The organism is Pseudomonas paraveronii, from assembly GCF_963681955.1.
Classification (GTDB): Bacteria; Pseudomonadota; Gammaproteobacteria; order Pseudomonadales; family Pseudomonadaceae; genus Aquipseudomonas; species Aquipseudomonas paraveronii.
The window spans coordinates 5,992,991-6,009,404 of the sequence record NZ_OY817130.1 but is presented as its reverse complement, the minus strand read 5'-3'; the positions used below and the strand labels follow the sequence as shown (position 1 = coordinate 6,009,404).

Sequence of the window (16,414 nt, the reverse complement as noted above, 5' to 3'; positions counted from 1 at the left end):
GTCTGCCTGAGTTTTTAGAGTCATTGCTCTAAATTGTCAAATAACATTGCAGCAACAACTGGATTTATCCCGACAAGGTTAGGCCGTAAGATGGCCGATCACGTGTACAGAAGCTGATCCCCTATGGCACCACGAGTAAAGACCAGCGAGCGCATTGTGCAAACCAGCCTGGAGCTTTTTAACCAGCAGGGCGAGCGCAGTGTCAGCACCAACCATATTGCCGCCCATATGGAAATTTCGCCGGGCAACCTGTACTACCACTTCCCCAACAAGCAGGCGATCATCGCCATGCTGTTTCGCGAATACGAAGCCCTGGTGGACAGTTTCCTGCGCCCGCCCCCAGGTCGCGCCATGGTGGTGGATGACAAGCGCTTCTACCTGCAGGCGGTCCTGGCCGGCATGTGGCGCTACCGTTTCCTGCACCGTGACCTCGAACACCTGCTGGAAAGCGACCCGGAATTGGCCACCGGCTACCGGCGTTTTTCCCAGCGTTGCCTGATTCAGGGTGGTGCTATCTACCAAGGGTTTGTCGATGCCGGCATTCTCAATATGGACCCGGTGCAAACCGAGGCGCTGACCCTCAATGCCTGGATCATCCTCACCTCCTGGGTGCGGTTTTTGTGTACCACCAATGAAAAGTCCACGCATTTGAGCGCCGAAGCGATCAAGCGCGGGGTGTATCAGGTGCTGGTGCTGGAGGCGGGGTTTGTCACGCCGCAGGCAAAAAAAGAGGTGGATGCGCTGTTCAAAGAGTTTTATGTGCCGTTGAACCAGGCACTGGAAGAAGTGAAGTAGGGCCTTTCCCGAATCTGTTCACAGGAGTCCGTCATGCCGCTTGCCCAACTGATCAGCCCCCAGCAACTGGCCGAGCGCCAACAGCGTGGGGCTCTGGTGCTACTTGACTGCCGCTTTGCCCTGGAAGACCCGGACTACGGGCTGTGCAGCTATGCCGAAGGGCATATCGAGGGCGCGCAATATGCCGACCTGGAGCGTCATCTCAGCGGGCCGGTGACCAAGGGTGTGACCGGGCGTCACCCGTTGCCGCAGGCGCAGGCGTTGGCCGAGCAATTGCGCGCCTGGGGCGTGAATGCCGATACCGATGTGGTGCTCTACGACGACGGCCCCGGTGCCTATGCCGCCCGCGCCTGGTGGTTGCTGGCCTGGCTGGGCAAGCGCGACGGCGTGTTTATCCTGGACGGTGGCTTGAAGGCCTGGCATTCAGCCGGTTTCCCGTTAAGTCTGGATGCGCCGGTGATCGAGCGCGGCACCTTGGTCGGCGCGCCGGACAATCGCCTGCTGCTGGATGCCGAGCAGTTGCAAAAACGCCTGGGCCAACCGGGCCTGACCTTGATCGACGCCCGCGCCCAGCCGCGCTTTCGCGGCGATGTCGAGCCTATCGATCCGATTGCCGGGCACATTCCCGGTGCGCAATGTGCGGCGTTCACCGAAAACCTCGGCAGCGACGGGCGTTTCCTGCCGGCCGAGCAGCTCAGGCAGCGCTTCGCCGCCCAGTTGCAAGGCCGTTCGCCGGATGAATTGGTGGCGTATTGCGGTTCGGGCGTGACGGCGTGCCATAACCTGTTCGCCCTGAGCCTGGCGGGTTACCCGTTGGGCAAGTTGTATGCGGGATCGTGGAGCGAGTGGATTACCGATCCGGCGCGGGAAATCGCGACCGGCGACTAAGTTGTTCGGCGTGTAAACCCACATGGTTTAACGGGGTTGTGTCAGCAACCATTGCGGAATCCGCCGCTCCAGGTAGTAGCCGGGGCGCTTCAGGGAGCCGTCGACAAACCCCACATGCCCACCCTTGGCCAGCAATTCGAACTCGGTGCAATCCGACAACTCGCTGGCTTCGGGCAGGCTATGGGCGAAGACAAACGGGTCATCGGCCGCGTGGATGATCAGGGTTGGCGTGCGGATATCGCCCAGGTAGTAACGGCTCGACGCGCGGCGGTAATAGTCTTCGGCACTCAGGAAACCATGCAGCGGCGCGGTGACCCGGCCGTCGAAGTCCCAGAACGTGCGCATCTTCTCCAGAGACCCGAGTGACTCCAGGGTTTTAAGCCCTTCAGCACGACCATCCTGTAAAAAACGGCTTTGTTTGACGCGGATATACGCGACCATCTCGCGCATGAAGTGCTTCTGATACACCCGCGAAAAGCCCAGGCCGATGCGATCGGCGCACTGATCCAGGCGAAACGGCACCGACACCGCCGCCGCACCTTGCAGCCCCGAATTCGCGCCGGTTTCGCCCAAATGCTTGAGCAGCACATTGCCGCCGAGGGAATAACCCACCGCATACAGCGGCGCCAACGGCCGCGTGGCGCGCAGATGGGCAATCGCTGCCGCCAAATCTTCGCTGGCGCCCGAGTGGTAGCTGCGCGCCAGCAGGTTTGGCTCGCCTGAGCAACCGCGCCAGTTCAAGGCTGCACTGGCCCAGCCTTGGGCGGCGAGGGCTTTTTGCAGGCCGGCCACGTAAGGCGAATTGGACGAGCCGGTCAGCCCATGCAGCACCAGTACCAGCGGCGCAAGTGCGTCATGGGGGCCATGCCAGTCGAGGTCGAGAAAGTCACCGTCGTCCAGCCATAGGCGTTCGCGTGGGCGCTCAAGGTGCGTCGTGGGGCGCCACAGCGGGCCCCACAGCGTTTGCAGGTGTGGATTGCCGAGGCCGAAGGCGGGTTTGAACAGGTCTGAAGAAGGGGTCATGACACTCTCTGTGGCACGCGAACACACTGTGGCGAGCGAGCAAGCCCGCTCGCCACAGGTTTAGGCCGCTGGCTGTACCGAGCGCTGCCACAGCGCGTAATACACCCGCCCGGATTTCTGTTCCCGGTGCAGGCGCCAGCTCCCGGGCAGGCCCAGGCTGGATGGCGCGCTTTCGCTTTCGGTGTAGATCCACGCGTCCGGTGCCAGCCATTGGCGCTCTTCCAGCAATGCGCACACGGTCGGCAACAGGTTCTGGTTGAACGGCGGGTCGAGGAACACCACGTCGTATTCGCTGGCGGCCTGGGTTTCCAGGTAGCGCAGCGCGTCGGCGGTCTGCACCTGGCCGTTGGTGCAGCGCAGGGTGCCCAGGTGTTCCTTGAGGCTGGACACCGCCACATTGCTGGCATCCAGCGCCTGTGCCTGGGCCGCGCCACGGGACAACGCCTCGAGGAACAGTGCGCCGCTGCCGGCAAACGGGTCGAGTACCTTGGCCCCGGCGATGTACGGCGCGAGCCAGTTGAACAGGGTTTCGCGCACGCGATCCGGTGTCGGGCGCAGGCCCACGACGTCGGGGAAGCTGAGCTTGCGGCTGCCCCATTCACCGCCAATGATGCGCAGTTGGCCCACACCGTTATGCACGTTGTGGACAGGTTTTTTCGGGCGAGATGAACTGGCCATTAATGCTCCGGAACCCCGAGCGGCTGCTCGGCAGGTTTATCAGTGGGGGGCGGTAGTGGCTTTTGCGCAGTCGTCGGGCCGGCGGTCACGATGACCATCTTGTCGGCGCTCAGGTGTTTGTTCAAAGCCGCTTTGACCTGTTCTACGGTCAGGGCCTGGGATTGTTTCATGAAATCTTCGAGATAGCTCAGCGGCAGGTTGTAGAAACCCATGGCGCCCAGTTGCCCGACGATATCGGCGTTGCTTGCGGTGGACAGCGGGAAGCTGCCGCTCAGCTCGCGCTTGGCGTCATCCAGCTCCTTTTGCGTCGGGCCGGTCTTGAGGTAGTCGGCCAGCACCTCTTCCACCAGGCGCAGGGTGCCGCCGCTCATTTCTGCGCGGGTCTGCAGGTTGATCATGAACGGGCCGCGCACCTGCATCGGTGAGAAGCCGGAGTAGACGCCGTAGGTCAGGCCGCGCTTCTCGCGGACTTCACTCATCAAGCGGGTGCCGAAGCCACCGCCGCCGAGGATCTGGTTGCCCAGGGACAGGGCGGCGTAGTCCGGGTCGGCGCGATCGATGCCCAGTTGGGCGAACAGCAGGTGCGTCTGCTTGGATGGGAACTCGATATGGCTCAAGCCGGCCTTGGGCTCGGTCGGCTGGGCGATCTTCGCCAGCGCCGGGCCTTTGGGCAGTGATGCAGAGACCTTGGCGGTCATGGCTTCGGCCTCGGCGCGGGTCAGGTCGCCCACCACAGCAATCACCGCGTTACCCGCGGCATATGCCTTGGCGTGGAATGCCTGCAACTGTGCCTGGGTGATCTTCGGAACGCTCTCGGCCGTGCCTTCGCTCGGGTGAGCATACGGGTGGTCGCCGTACAGGCGCTTGAACAGCTCCAGGCTCGCCAGTTTGCCGGGGTTCTGCTTCTGGTACTCAAAGCCGGCGAGGATCTGGTTCTTGATGCGCGCCAGGGAGTCGGCGGGGAAGGTCGGTTTGCCGATCACCTGGTCAAACAGCGCCAGGGCGGCGTCGCGCTTGTCGCTGTCGCTCAGACCGCGCAGGGAGACCAGCGCCATGTCGCGGAAAGCGCCATTGCCAAAGTCTGCACCGAGGCCTTCAAAGCCGCTGGCGATCTGGCTCACATTCTTGCCTGGCACGCCTTCGTTGAGCATGGCGTTGGTCATCAGCGCCACGCCCGGGACGTCGCCGTCCTGGCTGCTGCCAGCGGCGAACAGGATGCGCATGTCGAACATCGGCAATTCGTGGGCTTCGACGAACAGCACCTTGGCGCCTTCGGCGGTGTTCCAGGTTTGCACGTCGAGCTTGCGGTTGGTCGGCGCCTTGCCGTCCAGTTCCGCCAGGGATTGCAGCGTGTTGGCCGACTGGGCTTTTTCCAGGGCCGGGCTGGCGACGGATTCACTGGGGCGCAGGAAGTACACGGCGCTCGCCGCGATCAAGGTGACGGCGATCAGGCCGGGCAGGATCAGGCTGCGTTTGCGATCACTCATGAGCGGTCTCCTCAGGCAGGACATGGGCGACGCTGAGACGTTCGCGGGTGAAGTAAGTACGTGCGGCCTTCTGGATATCGTCCGGGGTCACGCTTTGCAGGTCGGCCAGTTCGGTGTCCATCAGTTTCCAGGACAGGCCGACGGTTTCCAGGGAGCCGATGGCGGTGGCCTGGCTGGTAATGGAATCACGCTGGTAGACCAAGCCGGCGATGACCTGAGCGCGGATACGCTCCAGCTCTTCGGCGGTCGGCGGCTTGGCTTTGAGTTCCTCCAGCAGCCGCCACAGGCCGGCTTCGGCTTGGGCGATGGTCTTTTTCTTCTGCTGGTTCGGCGTGGCGCTCAGGGTGAACAGGCTGTCACCGCGGGTGTAGGCGTCGTAGTGGGTGGAGGCGGCGGATACCAGCTCTTCACCGCGTTCCAACTGTTCCGAAATACGGGCGCTGTAGCCGCCATCGAGCAGGGCCGAGATCAGGCGCAGGGCTTGTACCGAGCGTTTGTCTGGCGCGGTGGCCAGGCCGGGCACGTTGAAGCCCAGGATCACGCTCGGCAGTTGGGTTTGCACATGCATGGTCAGCAAGCGCTCGCCGGGCTCGGCCAGTTCCAGCGGGATCTTGGCCGGCGGCACATCACGCTTGGGGATTGGGCCGAAGTAGCGCTGGGCCAGGTTCTTCACCTCGTCCGGGGTCACGTCGCCGACCACCACCAGGGTGGCGTTGTTCGGCACATACCAGGACTGGTACCAGTGGCGCAGCTCTTCGACCTTCATGCGTTCCAGGTCGGCCATCCAGCCGATGGTCGGCGTGTGGTAGCCGCTGGCCGGGAAGGCCATGGCCTTGAAGCGCTCGAAGGCCTTGGACATCGGGTTGTCGTCGGTGCGCAGGCGGCGTTCTTCCTTGATCACCTCGATCTCGCGGCTGAACTCGTCGGCCGGCAGGCGCAGGCTGGCCATGCGGTCGGCTTCGAGTTCGAAGGCGACACCCAGGCGGTCGCGCGCCAGCACCTGGTAATAGGCGGTGTAGTCGTCGCTGGTGAAGGCGTTTTCTTCGGCGCCCAGGTCGCGCAGGATCAGCGAGGCTTCGCCGGGGCCGACCTTGGCGCTGCCCTTGAACATCATGTGTTCCAGGGCGTGGGACAAGCCGGTCTGGCCCGGGGTTTCGTAGCTCGAACCGACTTTGTACCAGACCTGGGAAACCACCACCGGCGCGCGATGATCTTCGCGCACGACCACTTTGAGGCCGTTATCCAGGGTGAATTCATGGGTGGGTTGTGGGTCGGCAGCCAAGGCTGAGAGGGGCAGACAAACTGTGCTGAGCAGCAGGCCTGCGGCGCGGCGGGCTAGAGCATTCATTCGTTTTTAAACCTGTTGGGCTGCCCGCTTGGTCTTAGCGTCGGCGGGCGAGGAGGTGCTAGGATACTGATCCGATTTGGGGACGGCCACTGCGGTCGTCATCTTGTTCCGGTCACAGTCGTAGGAATGTTGAAGTAGAGGGTGATTTTCCCCGACAATCTTCAGCTTTTCGCCGATTTTATCGCTTCAATTCCATATTGAATCGATTTGTTGAGGCGCTTATTTACGCCTTACAAAATGTTGCGCATGAACGAGCGGGCGTTAAAACAGTCTGTTCTGCATCGAATTTTTATTTACCGAGGCGCCCTTGGCGCGTCGCTACCTTGAGATAGCCGTCCTCCATGTTTGGTTCCAACGACGACAAGAAGAGCCCAGCTGCGGCTGGCGAGAAAAAAGGCCTGTTCGGATGGCTGCGCAAAAAGCCGCAGGAAACCGTCGTCGAACAGCCGCAGGTTCAATCTGAGCCGATCCCTGAGCCCGTCGTAGACGCCGCACCGCCGGCGCCGGTGGTGCAAGCCGAGCCCGAGCACAAGCCGTGGCTGGAACTGCCGGTGGCCGAAGAGCCCGTGGCACTGGTCGACGATGTGCAGGCCGAGCATGTGACGCCGCCGATTCCGCTGGTTGAACCGGTGGCGGTCGAGCCGACTCCCGCGCCTGTTGTGGTCGCCGCGCCCACCGTGATCGAGCCGCCTGCCGAGCCCGTTGTTGCCGCCGAACCGAGCAAAACCGGGTTCTTCGCCCGCCTCAAGCAAGGCCTGAGCAAAACCAGCGCGACCATCGGCGAAGGCATGGCCAGCCTGTTCCTGGGCAAAAAGACCATCGATGACGAACTGCTGGAAGACATCGAGACTCGCCTGCTGACCGCCGACGTGGGCGTCGAAGCCACCGCCGTGATCATCCAGAGCCTGACCCAGAAGGTCGCGCGCAAGCAGTTGACCGACGCCGATGCGCTGTACAAATCCCTGCAGGCCGAGCTGGCCGCGATGCTCAAGCCGGTCGAAGCGCCGCTGGTGATCACTCCGAAAAAACCGTTCGTGATCCTGGTAGTCGGCGTCAACGGCGCCGGCAAGACCACGACCATCGGCAAACTGGCCAAGAAGCTGCAACTGGAAGGCAAGAAAGTCATGCTCGCCGCCGGCGACACCTTCCGTGCCGCCGCCGTCGAGCAGTTGCAGGTCTGGGGCGAGCGCAACAAGATCCCGGTCATCGCCCAGCACACCGGCGCCGATTCCGCTTCGGTGATCTTCGATGCCGTGCAAGCCGCCAAGGCCCGTAACATTGATGTGCTGATCGCCGATACCGCCGGTCGCCTGCACACCAAAGACAACCTGATGGAAGAACTGAAGAAAGTGCGCCGCGTGATCGGCAAGCTCGACGGCGAGGCTCCGCACGAAGTCTTGCTGGTGCTCGACGCCGGTACGGGCCAGAACGCCATCAGCCAGGCCAAACAATTCCACCAGACGGTGCAACTGACCGGCCTGGCATTGACTAAGCTCGACGGCACGGCCAAGGGCGGCGTGATCTTCGCCCTGGCCAAGCAGTTCGGGTTGCCGATTCGGTATATCGGCGTCGGTGAAGGTATCGACGACCTGCGCACCTTTGAAGCCGAACCCTTTGTCCAGGCACTGTTTGCCGAGCGGGAGCGTTCATGATTCGATTCGAACAGGTCGGTAAACGCTACGCCAACGGGCATGTCGGCTTGCATGAGCTGAGCTTTCGAGTGCGTCGCGGCGAATTCTTGTTTGTCACCGGCCATTCGGGTGCCGGCAAAAGTACCCTGTTGCGCCTGCTGCTGGCCATGGAACGCCCGACCACCGGCAAACTGCTGCTGGCCGGCCAGGACCTGGCCACCATCAGCAATTCGCAGATTCCGTTCCTGCGCCGCCAGATCGGCGTGGTGTTCCAGAACCACCAGTTGCTGTTCGATCGCACGGTGTTCAATAACATTGCGTTGCCGTTGCAGATCCTCGGGCTGTCCAAGGCCGAAATCATCAAGCGTGTGGACTCGGCCCTGGAGCGCGTGGCGCTGTCGGACAAGACCGACCTCTATCCCGGCGACCTGTCCACCGGCCAGCAACAGCGCGTCGGCATTGCCCGCGCCATCGTCCACCGCCCGGCCTTGCTGCTGGCGGACGAACCCACCGGTAACCTCGACCCGCGCCTGGCGGCCGAGATCATGGGCGTGTTCGAAGACATCAATCGTCTGGGCACCAGCGTGCTGATCGCCAGTCACGACCTGGCACTGATCGCGCGTATGCGCCATCGCATGCTGACCCTGCAACGCGGTCGCCTGATCGGCGACGGGGAGGCCGGCGTATGAGTGCGACACGCAGCCCCAAGGTTTCCGAGCGCGTGGCGCCGAAACCGGCCGACCCGCAACCGAAAAAGAAAAAACACGACGAAGACGATGGCCCGGACTTCGCTACGCTGCTGCGCGCCTGGGTTGAAAACCACCGTGCCAGCCTGCTCGACAGCCTGCGCCGCCTGGGCAAGCAGCCAATCGGCAGCTTTTTCACCTGCATGGTGATGGCAGTGGCCTTGAGCCTGCCGATGGGCTTGTCACTGCTGCTTAATAATGTGGAGCGCCTTGGCGGTTCCTGGCAGCGCGCAGCGCAGATTTCGCTGTACCTGAACCTGGATGCCAGCGCCAAAGATGGCGAGGCCTTGCGCGAAGAGATCAAGAACCTGCCGGGCGTGGCGGATGCCGAGTACATCAGCCGCGATCAGGCCCTTGAGGAATTCCAGCAACAGTCGGGCTTGGGTGAGGCGCTCAAAGAGCTGCCGCAGAACCCACTGCCGGGCGTGGTGCTGGTGACGCCCAATGAAGTCGACAAGCCAGCCCTGGAAGCCCTGCGACAAAAACTCGCAGAGATGCCCAAGGTGCAACAGGCGCAACTTGATCTAGTCTGGGTGGAGCGCCTGGCGGCGATTCTCAAGCTGGGTGACCGCTTTGTGTTCGGCCTGACGGTATTGTTGGTGTCTGCATTACTTTTGGTGATAGGTAATACCATTCGTCTTCATATTGAAAACCGCCGCACCGAGATAGAAGTGATTAAACTGGTCGGCGGCACGGACAGCTATGTGCGTCGGCCTTTTCTGTACATGGGCGCGCTTTATGGCTTCGGTGCGGGGATTTTGTCCTGGGGTTTATTGGCGTTCGGCCTGGACTGGCTGAACGACGCAGTCATCGGGCTGGCCGGCTTGTACGGCAGTGATTTCGCCCTGGCCGGAGTGCCGGTCGCAGATGGTCTGTCGCTCTTGCTTGGCGCGGTCTTGTTGGGGTATATCGGTGCTTGGATTGCGGTCGCACGGCATTTACGTGAGCTGGCACCGAAGTAGTTAATGTCAGATTAATGTGGTTTCGTTTGTATTGACCGTATCAGTGGTTTAGGGAACTTGTCTTACGGTTCCCGGTCAATTTTCGCAGTGCTGAACTGCACGAGTTATGTGAGTCGGAGGTTTTTTCGTATGACCACTTCTTTGCAACCTGTCTATGCCTTGGCCCCGGGTGCGAACCTTGAGGCTTATGTGCATACGGTTAACAGCATTCCATTGCTGACGCCGGAGCAGGAGCGTGAACTGGCCGAGAGTCTCTATTATGAGCAGGATTTGGGGGCGGCTCGGCAGATGGTGCTCGCCCACCTGCGTTTTGTCGTACATATCGCCCGTAGCTATAGCGGCTACGGCCTGGCCCAGGCAGACCTGATCCAGGAAGGCAACGTCGGCCTGATGAAGGCTGTGAAGCGCTTCAACCCGGAAATGGGTGTGCGCCTGGTGTCGTTCGCCGTGCATTGGATCAAGGCGGAAATCCACGAGTTCATCCTGCGCAACTGGCGCATCGTGAAAGTCGCGACCACCAAGGCCCAGCGCAAGCTGTTCTTCAACCTGCGCAGCCAGAAAAAACGCCTGGCGTGGCTGAACAACGAGGAAGTCCACCGCGTGGCCGAAAGCCTCGGTGTGGAACCGCGTGAAGTGCGCGAGATGGAAAGCCGCCTGACCGGCCATGACATGGCCTTCGACCCGGCCGCTGAAGCGGACGACGACAGCGCCTTCCAATCGCCGGCCAACTATCTGGAAGACCACCGGTACGACCCGGCGCGTCAACTCGAAGATGCCGATTGGAGCGACAACTCCAACCACAACCTGCACGAAGCGCTGGAAGTGCTGGACGACCGCAGCCGTGACATCCTCTACCAGCGCTGGCTGGCCGAAGAAAAAGCCACGCTGCACGACTTGGCGCAGAAGTACAACGTGTCGGCCGAGCGGATTCGTCAGCTTGAGAAAAGCGCGATGAACAAGCTGAAGCTGTCGATCGCCGCTTAAAACTGTGGGAGGGGGCTTGCCCCCGATAGCAATGGATCAGTCACCTTGATGTCGACTGACACTCAGCTATCGGGGGCAAGCGCCCTCCCACATTTATTTCTGTGTTGTGTCAGTTGGACCAGGGCGCCTTGCGCGAGTTGTTCAGCTCCATCAAGTAACCATCCCCACCTAGCTGGCCCATCTGCTGGCGAATCCACGCTGCCCGCCGCGCCACATAGGCCGTCGGATGGCTAGCGCTCCACACTCGCGGATTGGGCAACACCGCCGCCAGGTAGCTGGCCTGCTGCCGAGAAAGTCCCTTGGCACTCACCCCAAAGTGATGCTGCGCCGCCGCTTGCGCACCGAACACCCCTTCATCCCATTCCACGCTGTTGAGGTACACCTCAAGAATCCGCTGCTTGGGCCACAGTACTTCGATCAGCCCGGTAAACCAGGCCTCCAGGCCTTTGCGCAGATAACTGCGGCCGGCCCACAGGAACAGGTTCTTCGACACCTGCTGGCTCAGCGTACTGGCGCCACGGATCGAGCCGCCGCGCTCGTTATGCAGGATCGCCGCCTGGATCGCGCCGAAATCGAAGCCCCAATGCTGGGGAAAGCGCTGGTCTTCACCCGCCATCACCGCCACTTTGAGGTCGTCGGAGATCTCATCCCACGGCACCCAGGTGCGCTGCAGGTCAATCGGCTCGCCGTCAAACCAGGACTCGATCTTGCGCTCCACCATCAGCGCGGTGAACGGCGGCGGTACGACACGAAACAGCAGCACCAGCAGCACGCTGCCGATGGCAAACCATTTCACGGCTTTGAGAAAACGATTGAAGAGGACACGCAGCATAGAGATGGCTTGGCCGAACCCGTTGAGCGGGCCATTATACAGACCCTGCCCAATGAGTCTGACTGGAGTTCCTCATGCTGCGTGGCTTTCTGATGTTGGCTGCCTTTTTCGGCTTCACCGGTGTCGCTCTCGGTGCGTTCGCCGCCCACGGCCTGAAAAACCGCCTGAGCGCCGAGTACCTGGCGATTTTCCATACCGGCGTGACCTACCAATTGGTCCACACCCTGGCGCTGTTCGGCGTGGCGCTGCTCGCCGCGCACCTGCCTGGGCGCCTGGTCACGTGGGCGGGTGTGTCGTTTGTCGTCGGCATCCTGCTGTTCTCCGGCAGCCTGTACGTGCTGACGATGACCGGCATCAGCAAGCTCGGTATCATCACGCCATTTGGCGGCCTGGCCTTCCTGCTGGGCTGGTTCTTGTTGGGGCTGGCCGCCTGGCGTTTGCAACAGGCCGCCTGACGCTTGGAGCTGACCTCCGGCCCCAATCGGGCTAGAATGCTTGCCCCTAAAAACGATGGCGGCCCATGGCATGCACATTCAGTTGAACGGCGAACCCTATGAACTGCCCGACGGCGGCACCGTCGCGGCCCTGCTGACCCGTCTGGACCTGACCGGGCGTCGCGTCGCAGTGGAACTCAACCAGGATATCGTCCCGCGTAGCCAACACGCCGAGACCGCGCTCACCGAGGGTGATCGGGTCGAAGTGGTCCAAGCCATCGGCGGCGGCTAGTCGCCCGTCTGAATTCTGCAGAACCTCATCCCCCTATCGAGGATTTCCCATGAGCATCGTTCGTAGCGACAAGCCCTTCGTCCTGGCCGGTCGTACCTACCAGTCCCGTCTGCTGGTCGGCACCGGCAAGTATCGCGATATGGAAGAAACCCGCCTGGCCATCGAAGCCTCGGGCGCCGAGATCGTGACCGTGGCCGTGCGCCGCACCAACATCGGCCAGAACCCGGGCGAACCGAACCTGCTGGATATCTTGCCGCCGGACCGCTACACCATCCTGCCGAACACCGCTGGTTGCTACGACGCCATCGAAGCCGTGCGCACCTGCCGCCTGGCCCGTGAGCTGCTCGACGGCCACAACCTGGTGAAGCTGGAAGTGCTGGCCGACCAGAAAACCCTGTTCCCCAACGTGATCGAAACCCTCAAGGCCGCCGAAACCCTGGTCAAGGAAGGCTTCGACGTGATGGTCTACACCAGCGATGACCCGATCATCGCTCGCCAACTGGCCGAAATCGGCTGCATTGCCGTGATGCCGCTGGCCGGGCTGATCGGCACTGGCCTTGGGATCTGCAACCCATACAACCTGCAGATCATCCTCGAAGAAGCCAAGATCCCGGTGCTGGTGGATGCTGGCGTGGGGACTGCCTCCGACGCCACCATCGCCATGGAACTGGGCTGCGAAGCGGTGCTGATGAATTCGGCCATCGCCAATGCCCAACAGCCGATCATGATGGCCGAAGCCATGAAACACGCCATCGTCGCGGGCCGCCTGGCCTACCTCGCCGGGCGCATGCCGAAAAAACTCTACGCCAGCGCCTCCTCGCCGCTGGATGGTCTGATCAAGTAAGAGCCATTGATGACTGAATCAAACGAAACGCCGAACACCGTGGAACAGGGCGACGAGTCCAAGCACCGCCGCATCAAGAGTTTTGTGATGCGCGCCGGTCGCATGACCGAAGGCCAGCAAAAGGGCTTGGAGCAAGGCACGCCGCTGTTCGTCCTGCCCCTGGCCGATGCGCCGGTGGACTATGACCAAGTGTTCGGCCGTTCGGCCCCGCGCTCCCTGGAAATCGGCTTCGGCATGGGCCACTCCCTGCTGGAAATGGCCGCAGCCGCGCCGGAACAGGATTTCATCGGTGTGGAAGTCCACCGCCCGGGTGTCGGCGCGCTGCTCAATGGCGTACTGACTCAGGGGTTGACCAACCTGCGGGTGTACGACTGCGACGCGATTGAAGTGCTCAACCGCTGCATCGCCGACAACAGCCTCGACCGCCTGATGCTGTTTTTCCCGGACCCATGGCACAAAAGCCGTCACCACAAGCGCCGCATCGTCCAGGCGTCCTTCGCCGAGTTGGTGCGTAGCAAGCTGAAAGTCGGCGGCATCCTGCACATGGCCACCGACTGGGAACCCTACGCGGAATACATGCTGGAAGTGATGAACGTCGCCCCCGGCTACCGCAACCTGGCCGAAGACGGCAAATGCGTGCCACGCCCGACGGAGCGCCCGATCACCAAGTTCGAACGCCGCGGCGAGCGGTTGGGGCATGGGGTGTGGGATTTGAAGTTCGAGAAAGTCGACTGACAAGTCATTGGCTTGGAATGCGATAAAAATGTGGGAGGGGCGGTGCGACGATTCGACTTGCCCCCGATAGCAGAGTGTCAGTCAACCACTCTATGGCTGACCCACCGCTATCGGGGGCAAGCCCCCTCCCACATTTGTATCTGTGTTGGGTTTGGGATCAGCGGCGGTCGGCGACGACGCCGATCAATACCAGCACCACCACCAATACCGGCGCCAGGCTGTAGTTATTGAACTGGCTCAACCCCCGCACAATCCACGGGGTGGCGTAGATCAGCGCTGCGCCGCTGCCGATCATGCACAGCAGGGCCATCAACGGCACGCGCAAGGCGCCGGCGATGCTGCCCAGGCGGGCTTCGACCCAGCCTTTGATATCGGCGCCGAACAGCACCAACAGGCAGCCGACGAGGGCCAGGGAGATTTCCGACAGGTTGCTGCGGCTCCAGCGGGACACGGTGGCGAGCAGGTCGAGTACCAAATCCATTCGATTTCCTTAAGAGCGATCAGCTCAAAAACTTCTGCAGCAGGTCATTGAGAAAGAGTTGCCCGCGGTCGGTCGCCGCCAGGCGTGACGGTTCGACCTGCATTAAGCCACTTTGTTCTGCTTCGGTGCGGCCTTGCGCGAGGCTCGTCGGGGTCAGCCCGGTGCGTTCGGCGTAGAGCCTGGCGTCGACGCCTTCGGTGAGGCGCAGGGCGTTCATCAGGAACTCGAACGGCAGTTCTTCGTTGGTCAGCTCCTTCGCGCCGGCCAGGAAACTTTTGTCCGGGTTTAGGTAGTCCTTCGGTGCGCGGGTCTTCCAGGTACGGACGATGCGCCCGTCCGGGTGGCTGAGCTTGCCATGGGCGCCAGCGCCGATGCCGATGAAGTCACCAAAGCTCCAGTAGTTGAGGTTATGTCGCGCCGCACGACCCGGTTGCGCATAAGCCGAGACTTCATATTGCGCGTAACCGTGTTCGGCCAGCAGCGCCTGGCCGGCTTCCTGGATATCCCACAGGGTGTCGTCTTCCGGCAGCGTCGGCGGTTGGTTCCAGAAGACGGTGTTGGGTTCCAGGGTCAGTTGGTACCACGATAAATGCGTCGGCTTGAGCGCGATGGCCTGGCGCAGGTCGCTCAGAGCGTCGTCCAGGGACTGATCGGGCAAACCGTGCATCAGGTCCAGGTTGAAGTTGTCGAACCCGGCCTGGCGCGCCATACCGGCGGCGCGCACGGCTTCATCGCCATTGTGGATGCGGCCCAGGGCTTCGAGTTTTTCCTGCTGGAAGCTCTGGATGCCGATGGACAGGCGATTGATTCCCAGCTTGCGGTAAGCCACGAATTTCTCTTGCTCGAACGTCCCCGGGTTGGCTTCCAGGGTGATCTCGATGTCGTCGGCAAACGGGATGCGCGCTTGTACACCCTTGAGCAGGCGGCCCAGCGCGGCGGCACTGAACAGGCTCGGCGTGCCGCCACCGAAGAAGATCGAGCTCAGCTCCCGACCATAAACGGCGTGTAGGTCCTGATCGAGGTCGGCCAGCAGCGCGTCGACGTACTCTTCTTCCGGCAACACCGGGCTGGCGGTGTGGGAGTTGAAGTCGCAATAAGGGCATTTGCGCACACACCACGGGATGTGGATGTACAGCGCCAGGGGCGGCAATTGGGGCAGGGCCGCACGGGGTGTTTGCGCGCCGCCGTGGATCAGCGGCTGCGCAGAGGTGTTCTCGGTCATTTCAAGCTCAGGCGCTGGCGCAGCAAAGCCATGGCGCGGGCGCGGTGGCTGATCTGGTTTTTGTCGGCCGGGCTCAGTTCGGCGCTGGAGACATTGCGCTCCGGCACCCAGAACAGCGGGTCGTAGCCAAACCCATGCGCGCCGCTGGCCGCATGCAGGATGCGCCCGTGCCACAGGCCTTCGCAGAGGATCGGCAGCGGATCATCGGCATGCCGCACCAGGGCCAGCACACAGACGAACTGCGCGCCGCGCTCGGCATCCGGCACGTCCTTGAGGGCGTCGAGCAGCTTGGCGTTGTTCGCCGCGTCGCCTTTACCGTCGGCATAACGCGCCGAGTAGATGCCGGGGGCGCCGCCGAGGAAGTCCACCGCCAGGCCCGAGTCGTCCGCCAGCGCCGGCAGGCCGGAGAGGCGTGCGGCGTTGCGCGCTTTGAGGATCGCGTTTTCGACGAACGACAGGCCGGTCTCTTCCGGCTCGACTTCGCTGAACTCGCCGATCGAGCGCAGTTGCACGGACTCGCCGAGCATGGCCTGGAGTTCTTTGAGTTTGCCGGCGTTATGGCTGGCCAGCACGAGTTGAGTCAGGTTCATCATTCTGCCGGAAACAGTTCCTGGTTGAATTGGAAACCATGGGCCTTGCCGCCGGTTTCAACATTGATGGTGAAAACTCGTACTTCCTGTTGCGGTACGTTGTAGGGCGCGAGGTAATAGATCGCACCTTTCTCGGTAATCTGTTTGAACGTCAGGATTTCGCTCCTACCGCTCAGGTCCTTGATCGTGCCGGTCACTTGCGCGGCCACGGGCGTCACGCCCTTGACCACGGCCACGTTGATCAATCCCTTGTTCTTGCTGCGTACCACGCCAACCGCCTGGGCCGTTTCGGGTTGCAGGAAGCTGGAAGTGAAGGTGTTGTAGTGCACGGTGATATCGCCAAATTCTTTCTGGCGCTTACTGTCGATAGCATCGGCGGCCATGGCGCTGACGCCCAGGCACGCGGTGAGTAGAAATACAGCCAGGCGTCTCATATTCGTCT

19 protein-coding genes are annotated in these 16,414 nt (G+C 62.1%); 10 read left to right on the top strand and 9 right to left on the bottom strand.

The genetic code is table 11. The features are described 5' to 3' along the window. Positions 1-123: 123 nt before the first annotated feature. Together U5A08_RS27915 and U5A08_RS27910 are read left to right on the top strand one after the other, a co-directional pair. Positions 124-795 (top strand): TetR/AcrR family transcriptional regulator, encoded by a 672-nt coding sequence (locus U5A08_RS27915; RefSeq protein WP_321849399.1) that lies wholly within the window; start codon positions 124-126, stop codon positions 793-795. Positions 796-828: 33 nt separating this feature from the next. Further along, positions 829-1,683, top strand: coding sequence for a sulfurtransferase (locus U5A08_RS27910; protein ID WP_321849398.1), 855 nt, complete (start codon positions 829-831; stop codon positions 1,681-1,683). 27 nt (positions 1,684-1,710) lie between these two features. Here the strand turns inward: U5A08_RS27910 and U5A08_RS27905 are convergent, their stop codons facing one another. From U5A08_RS27905 to U5A08_RS27890, 4 genes are read right to left on the bottom strand one after another with little or no spacing between them, the layout of a single operon-like run. After that, entirely contained in the window at positions 1,711-2,706 is a 996-nt protein-coding gene (locus tag U5A08_RS27905; protein WP_321849396.1) for a hydrolase, read from the bottom strand. A gap of 60 nt (positions 2,707-2,766) precedes the next feature. After that, a complete protein-coding gene (rsmD, locus tag U5A08_RS27900) occupies positions 2,767-3,384 on the bottom strand; it encodes a 16S rRNA (guanine(966)-N(2))-methyltransferase RsmD (RefSeq protein WP_253399953.1) in 618 nt (205 codons plus the stop codon). Further along, on the bottom strand, positions 3,384-4,871 hold the full coding sequence (locus U5A08_RS27895) for a M16 family metallopeptidase (protein WP_321849395.1): 1,488 nt from the start codon (positions 4,869-4,871) through the stop codon (positions 3,384-3,386). The genes rsmD and U5A08_RS27895 overlap by 1 nt, the downstream gene beginning before the upstream one ends. After that, entirely contained in the window at positions 4,864-6,219 is a 1,356-nt protein-coding gene (locus U5A08_RS27890; protein WP_253399949.1) for a M16 family metallopeptidase, read from the bottom strand. Before U5A08_RS27890 ends, U5A08_RS27895 begins: the two co-directional genes overlap by 8 nt. Positions 6,220-6,560: 341 nt before the next feature. Between U5A08_RS27890 and ftsY the strand changes: the two genes are divergently transcribed. The 4 genes from ftsY to rpoH all read left to right on the top strand — a co-directional run bounded on the left by ftsY (position 6,561) and on the right by rpoH (position 10,542). After that, positions 6,561-7,871 carry a signal recognition particle-docking protein FtsY gene (ftsY, locus tag U5A08_RS27885; RefSeq protein WP_253399947.1) on the top strand — a complete coding sequence of 437 codons (1,311 nt, stop codon included), beginning with the start codon at positions 6,561-6,563 and terminating at the stop codon, positions 7,869-7,871. Continuing rightward, positions 7,868-8,539 (top strand): cell division ATP-binding protein FtsE, encoded by a 672-nt coding sequence (ftsE, locus tag U5A08_RS27880; protein ID WP_247400282.1) that lies wholly within the window; start codon positions 7,868-7,870, stop codon positions 8,537-8,539. The genes ftsY and ftsE overlap by 4 nt, the downstream gene beginning before the upstream one ends. After that, positions 8,536-9,558, top strand: a complete 1,023-nt coding sequence (gene ftsX, locus U5A08_RS27875) for a permease-like cell division protein FtsX (protein ID WP_253399946.1) — start codon at positions 8,536-8,538, stop codon at positions 9,556-9,558. Before ftsE ends, ftsX begins: the two co-directional genes overlap by 4 nt. A 129-nt stretch (positions 9,559-9,687) precedes the next feature. Then, positions 9,688-10,542 carry an RNA polymerase sigma factor RpoH gene (gene rpoH / locus U5A08_RS27870; RefSeq protein ID WP_169376087.1) on the top strand — a complete coding sequence of 285 codons (855 nt, stop codon included), beginning with the start codon at positions 9,688-9,690 and terminating at the stop codon, positions 10,540-10,542. Positions 10,543-10,651: 109 nt separating this feature from the next. On the opposite strand, the gene mtgA is transcribed toward rpoH, so the two are convergent. Further along, positions 10,652-11,374 (bottom strand): monofunctional biosynthetic peptidoglycan transglycosylase, encoded by a 723-nt coding sequence (gene mtgA, locus U5A08_RS27865; protein ID WP_253399944.1) that lies wholly within the window; start codon positions 11,372-11,374, stop codon positions 10,652-10,654. A 74-nt stretch (positions 11,375-11,448) separates the two neighbouring features. Here mtgA and U5A08_RS27860 point away from each other — a divergent pair, with 74 nt between their 5' ends. From U5A08_RS27860 to trmB, 4 genes are all read left to right on the top strand, one after another. Then, positions 11,449-11,829 (top strand): DUF423 domain-containing protein, encoded by a 381-nt coding sequence (locus tag U5A08_RS27860; RefSeq protein WP_017845018.1) that lies wholly within the window; start codon positions 11,449-11,451, stop codon positions 11,827-11,829. Between the two features lie 70 nt (positions 11,830-11,899). Further along, complete coding sequence (gene thiS, locus U5A08_RS27855) at positions 11,900-12,100, top strand: sulfur carrier protein ThiS (protein WP_253399942.1); 201 nt, start codon at positions 11,900-11,902, stop codon at positions 12,098-12,100. 49 nt (positions 12,101-12,149) lie between these two features. Beyond that, on the top strand, positions 12,150-12,944 hold the full coding sequence (locus tag U5A08_RS27850; RefSeq protein ID WP_017845016.1) for a thiazole synthase: 795 nt from the start codon (positions 12,150-12,152) through the stop codon (positions 12,942-12,944). A 9-nt stretch (positions 12,945-12,953) separates the two neighbouring features. After that, the gene (gene trmB / locus U5A08_RS27845) at positions 12,954-13,679 is read left to right on the top strand and encodes a tRNA (guanosine(46)-N7)-methyltransferase TrmB (protein ID WP_321849389.1); all 726 of its coding nucleotides are present in this window, start codon (positions 12,954-12,956) and stop codon (positions 13,677-13,679) included. 157 nt (positions 13,680-13,836) lie between these two features. Here the strand turns inward: trmB and U5A08_RS27840 are convergent, their stop codons facing one another. From U5A08_RS27840 to U5A08_RS27825, 4 genes are read right to left on the bottom strand one after another with little or no spacing between them, the layout of a single operon-like run. Beyond that, complete coding sequence (locus U5A08_RS27840) at positions 13,837-14,160, bottom strand: DUF3392 domain-containing protein (RefSeq protein ID WP_003176691.1); 324 nt, start codon at positions 14,158-14,160, stop codon at positions 13,837-13,839. 19 nt (positions 14,161-14,179) lie between these two features. Further along, positions 14,180-15,382, bottom strand: a complete 1,203-nt coding sequence (gene hemW / locus U5A08_RS27835) for a radical SAM family heme chaperone HemW (RefSeq protein ID WP_321849387.1) — start codon at positions 15,380-15,382, stop codon at positions 14,180-14,182. After that, entirely contained in the window at positions 15,379-15,975 is a 597-nt protein-coding gene (rdgB, locus tag U5A08_RS27830; RefSeq protein ID WP_321849385.1) for an RdgB/HAM1 family non-canonical purine NTP pyrophosphatase, read from the bottom strand. The genes hemW and rdgB overlap by 4 nt, the downstream gene beginning before the upstream one ends. Further along, positions 15,972-16,406 carry a DUF4426 domain-containing protein gene (locus U5A08_RS27825; RefSeq protein ID WP_253399936.1) on the bottom strand — a complete coding sequence of 145 codons (435 nt, stop codon included), beginning with the start codon at positions 16,404-16,406 and terminating at the stop codon, positions 15,972-15,974. The genes rdgB and U5A08_RS27825 overlap by 4 nt, the downstream gene beginning before the upstream one ends. Between the last annotated feature and the right edge of the window lie 8 nt (positions 16,407-16,414).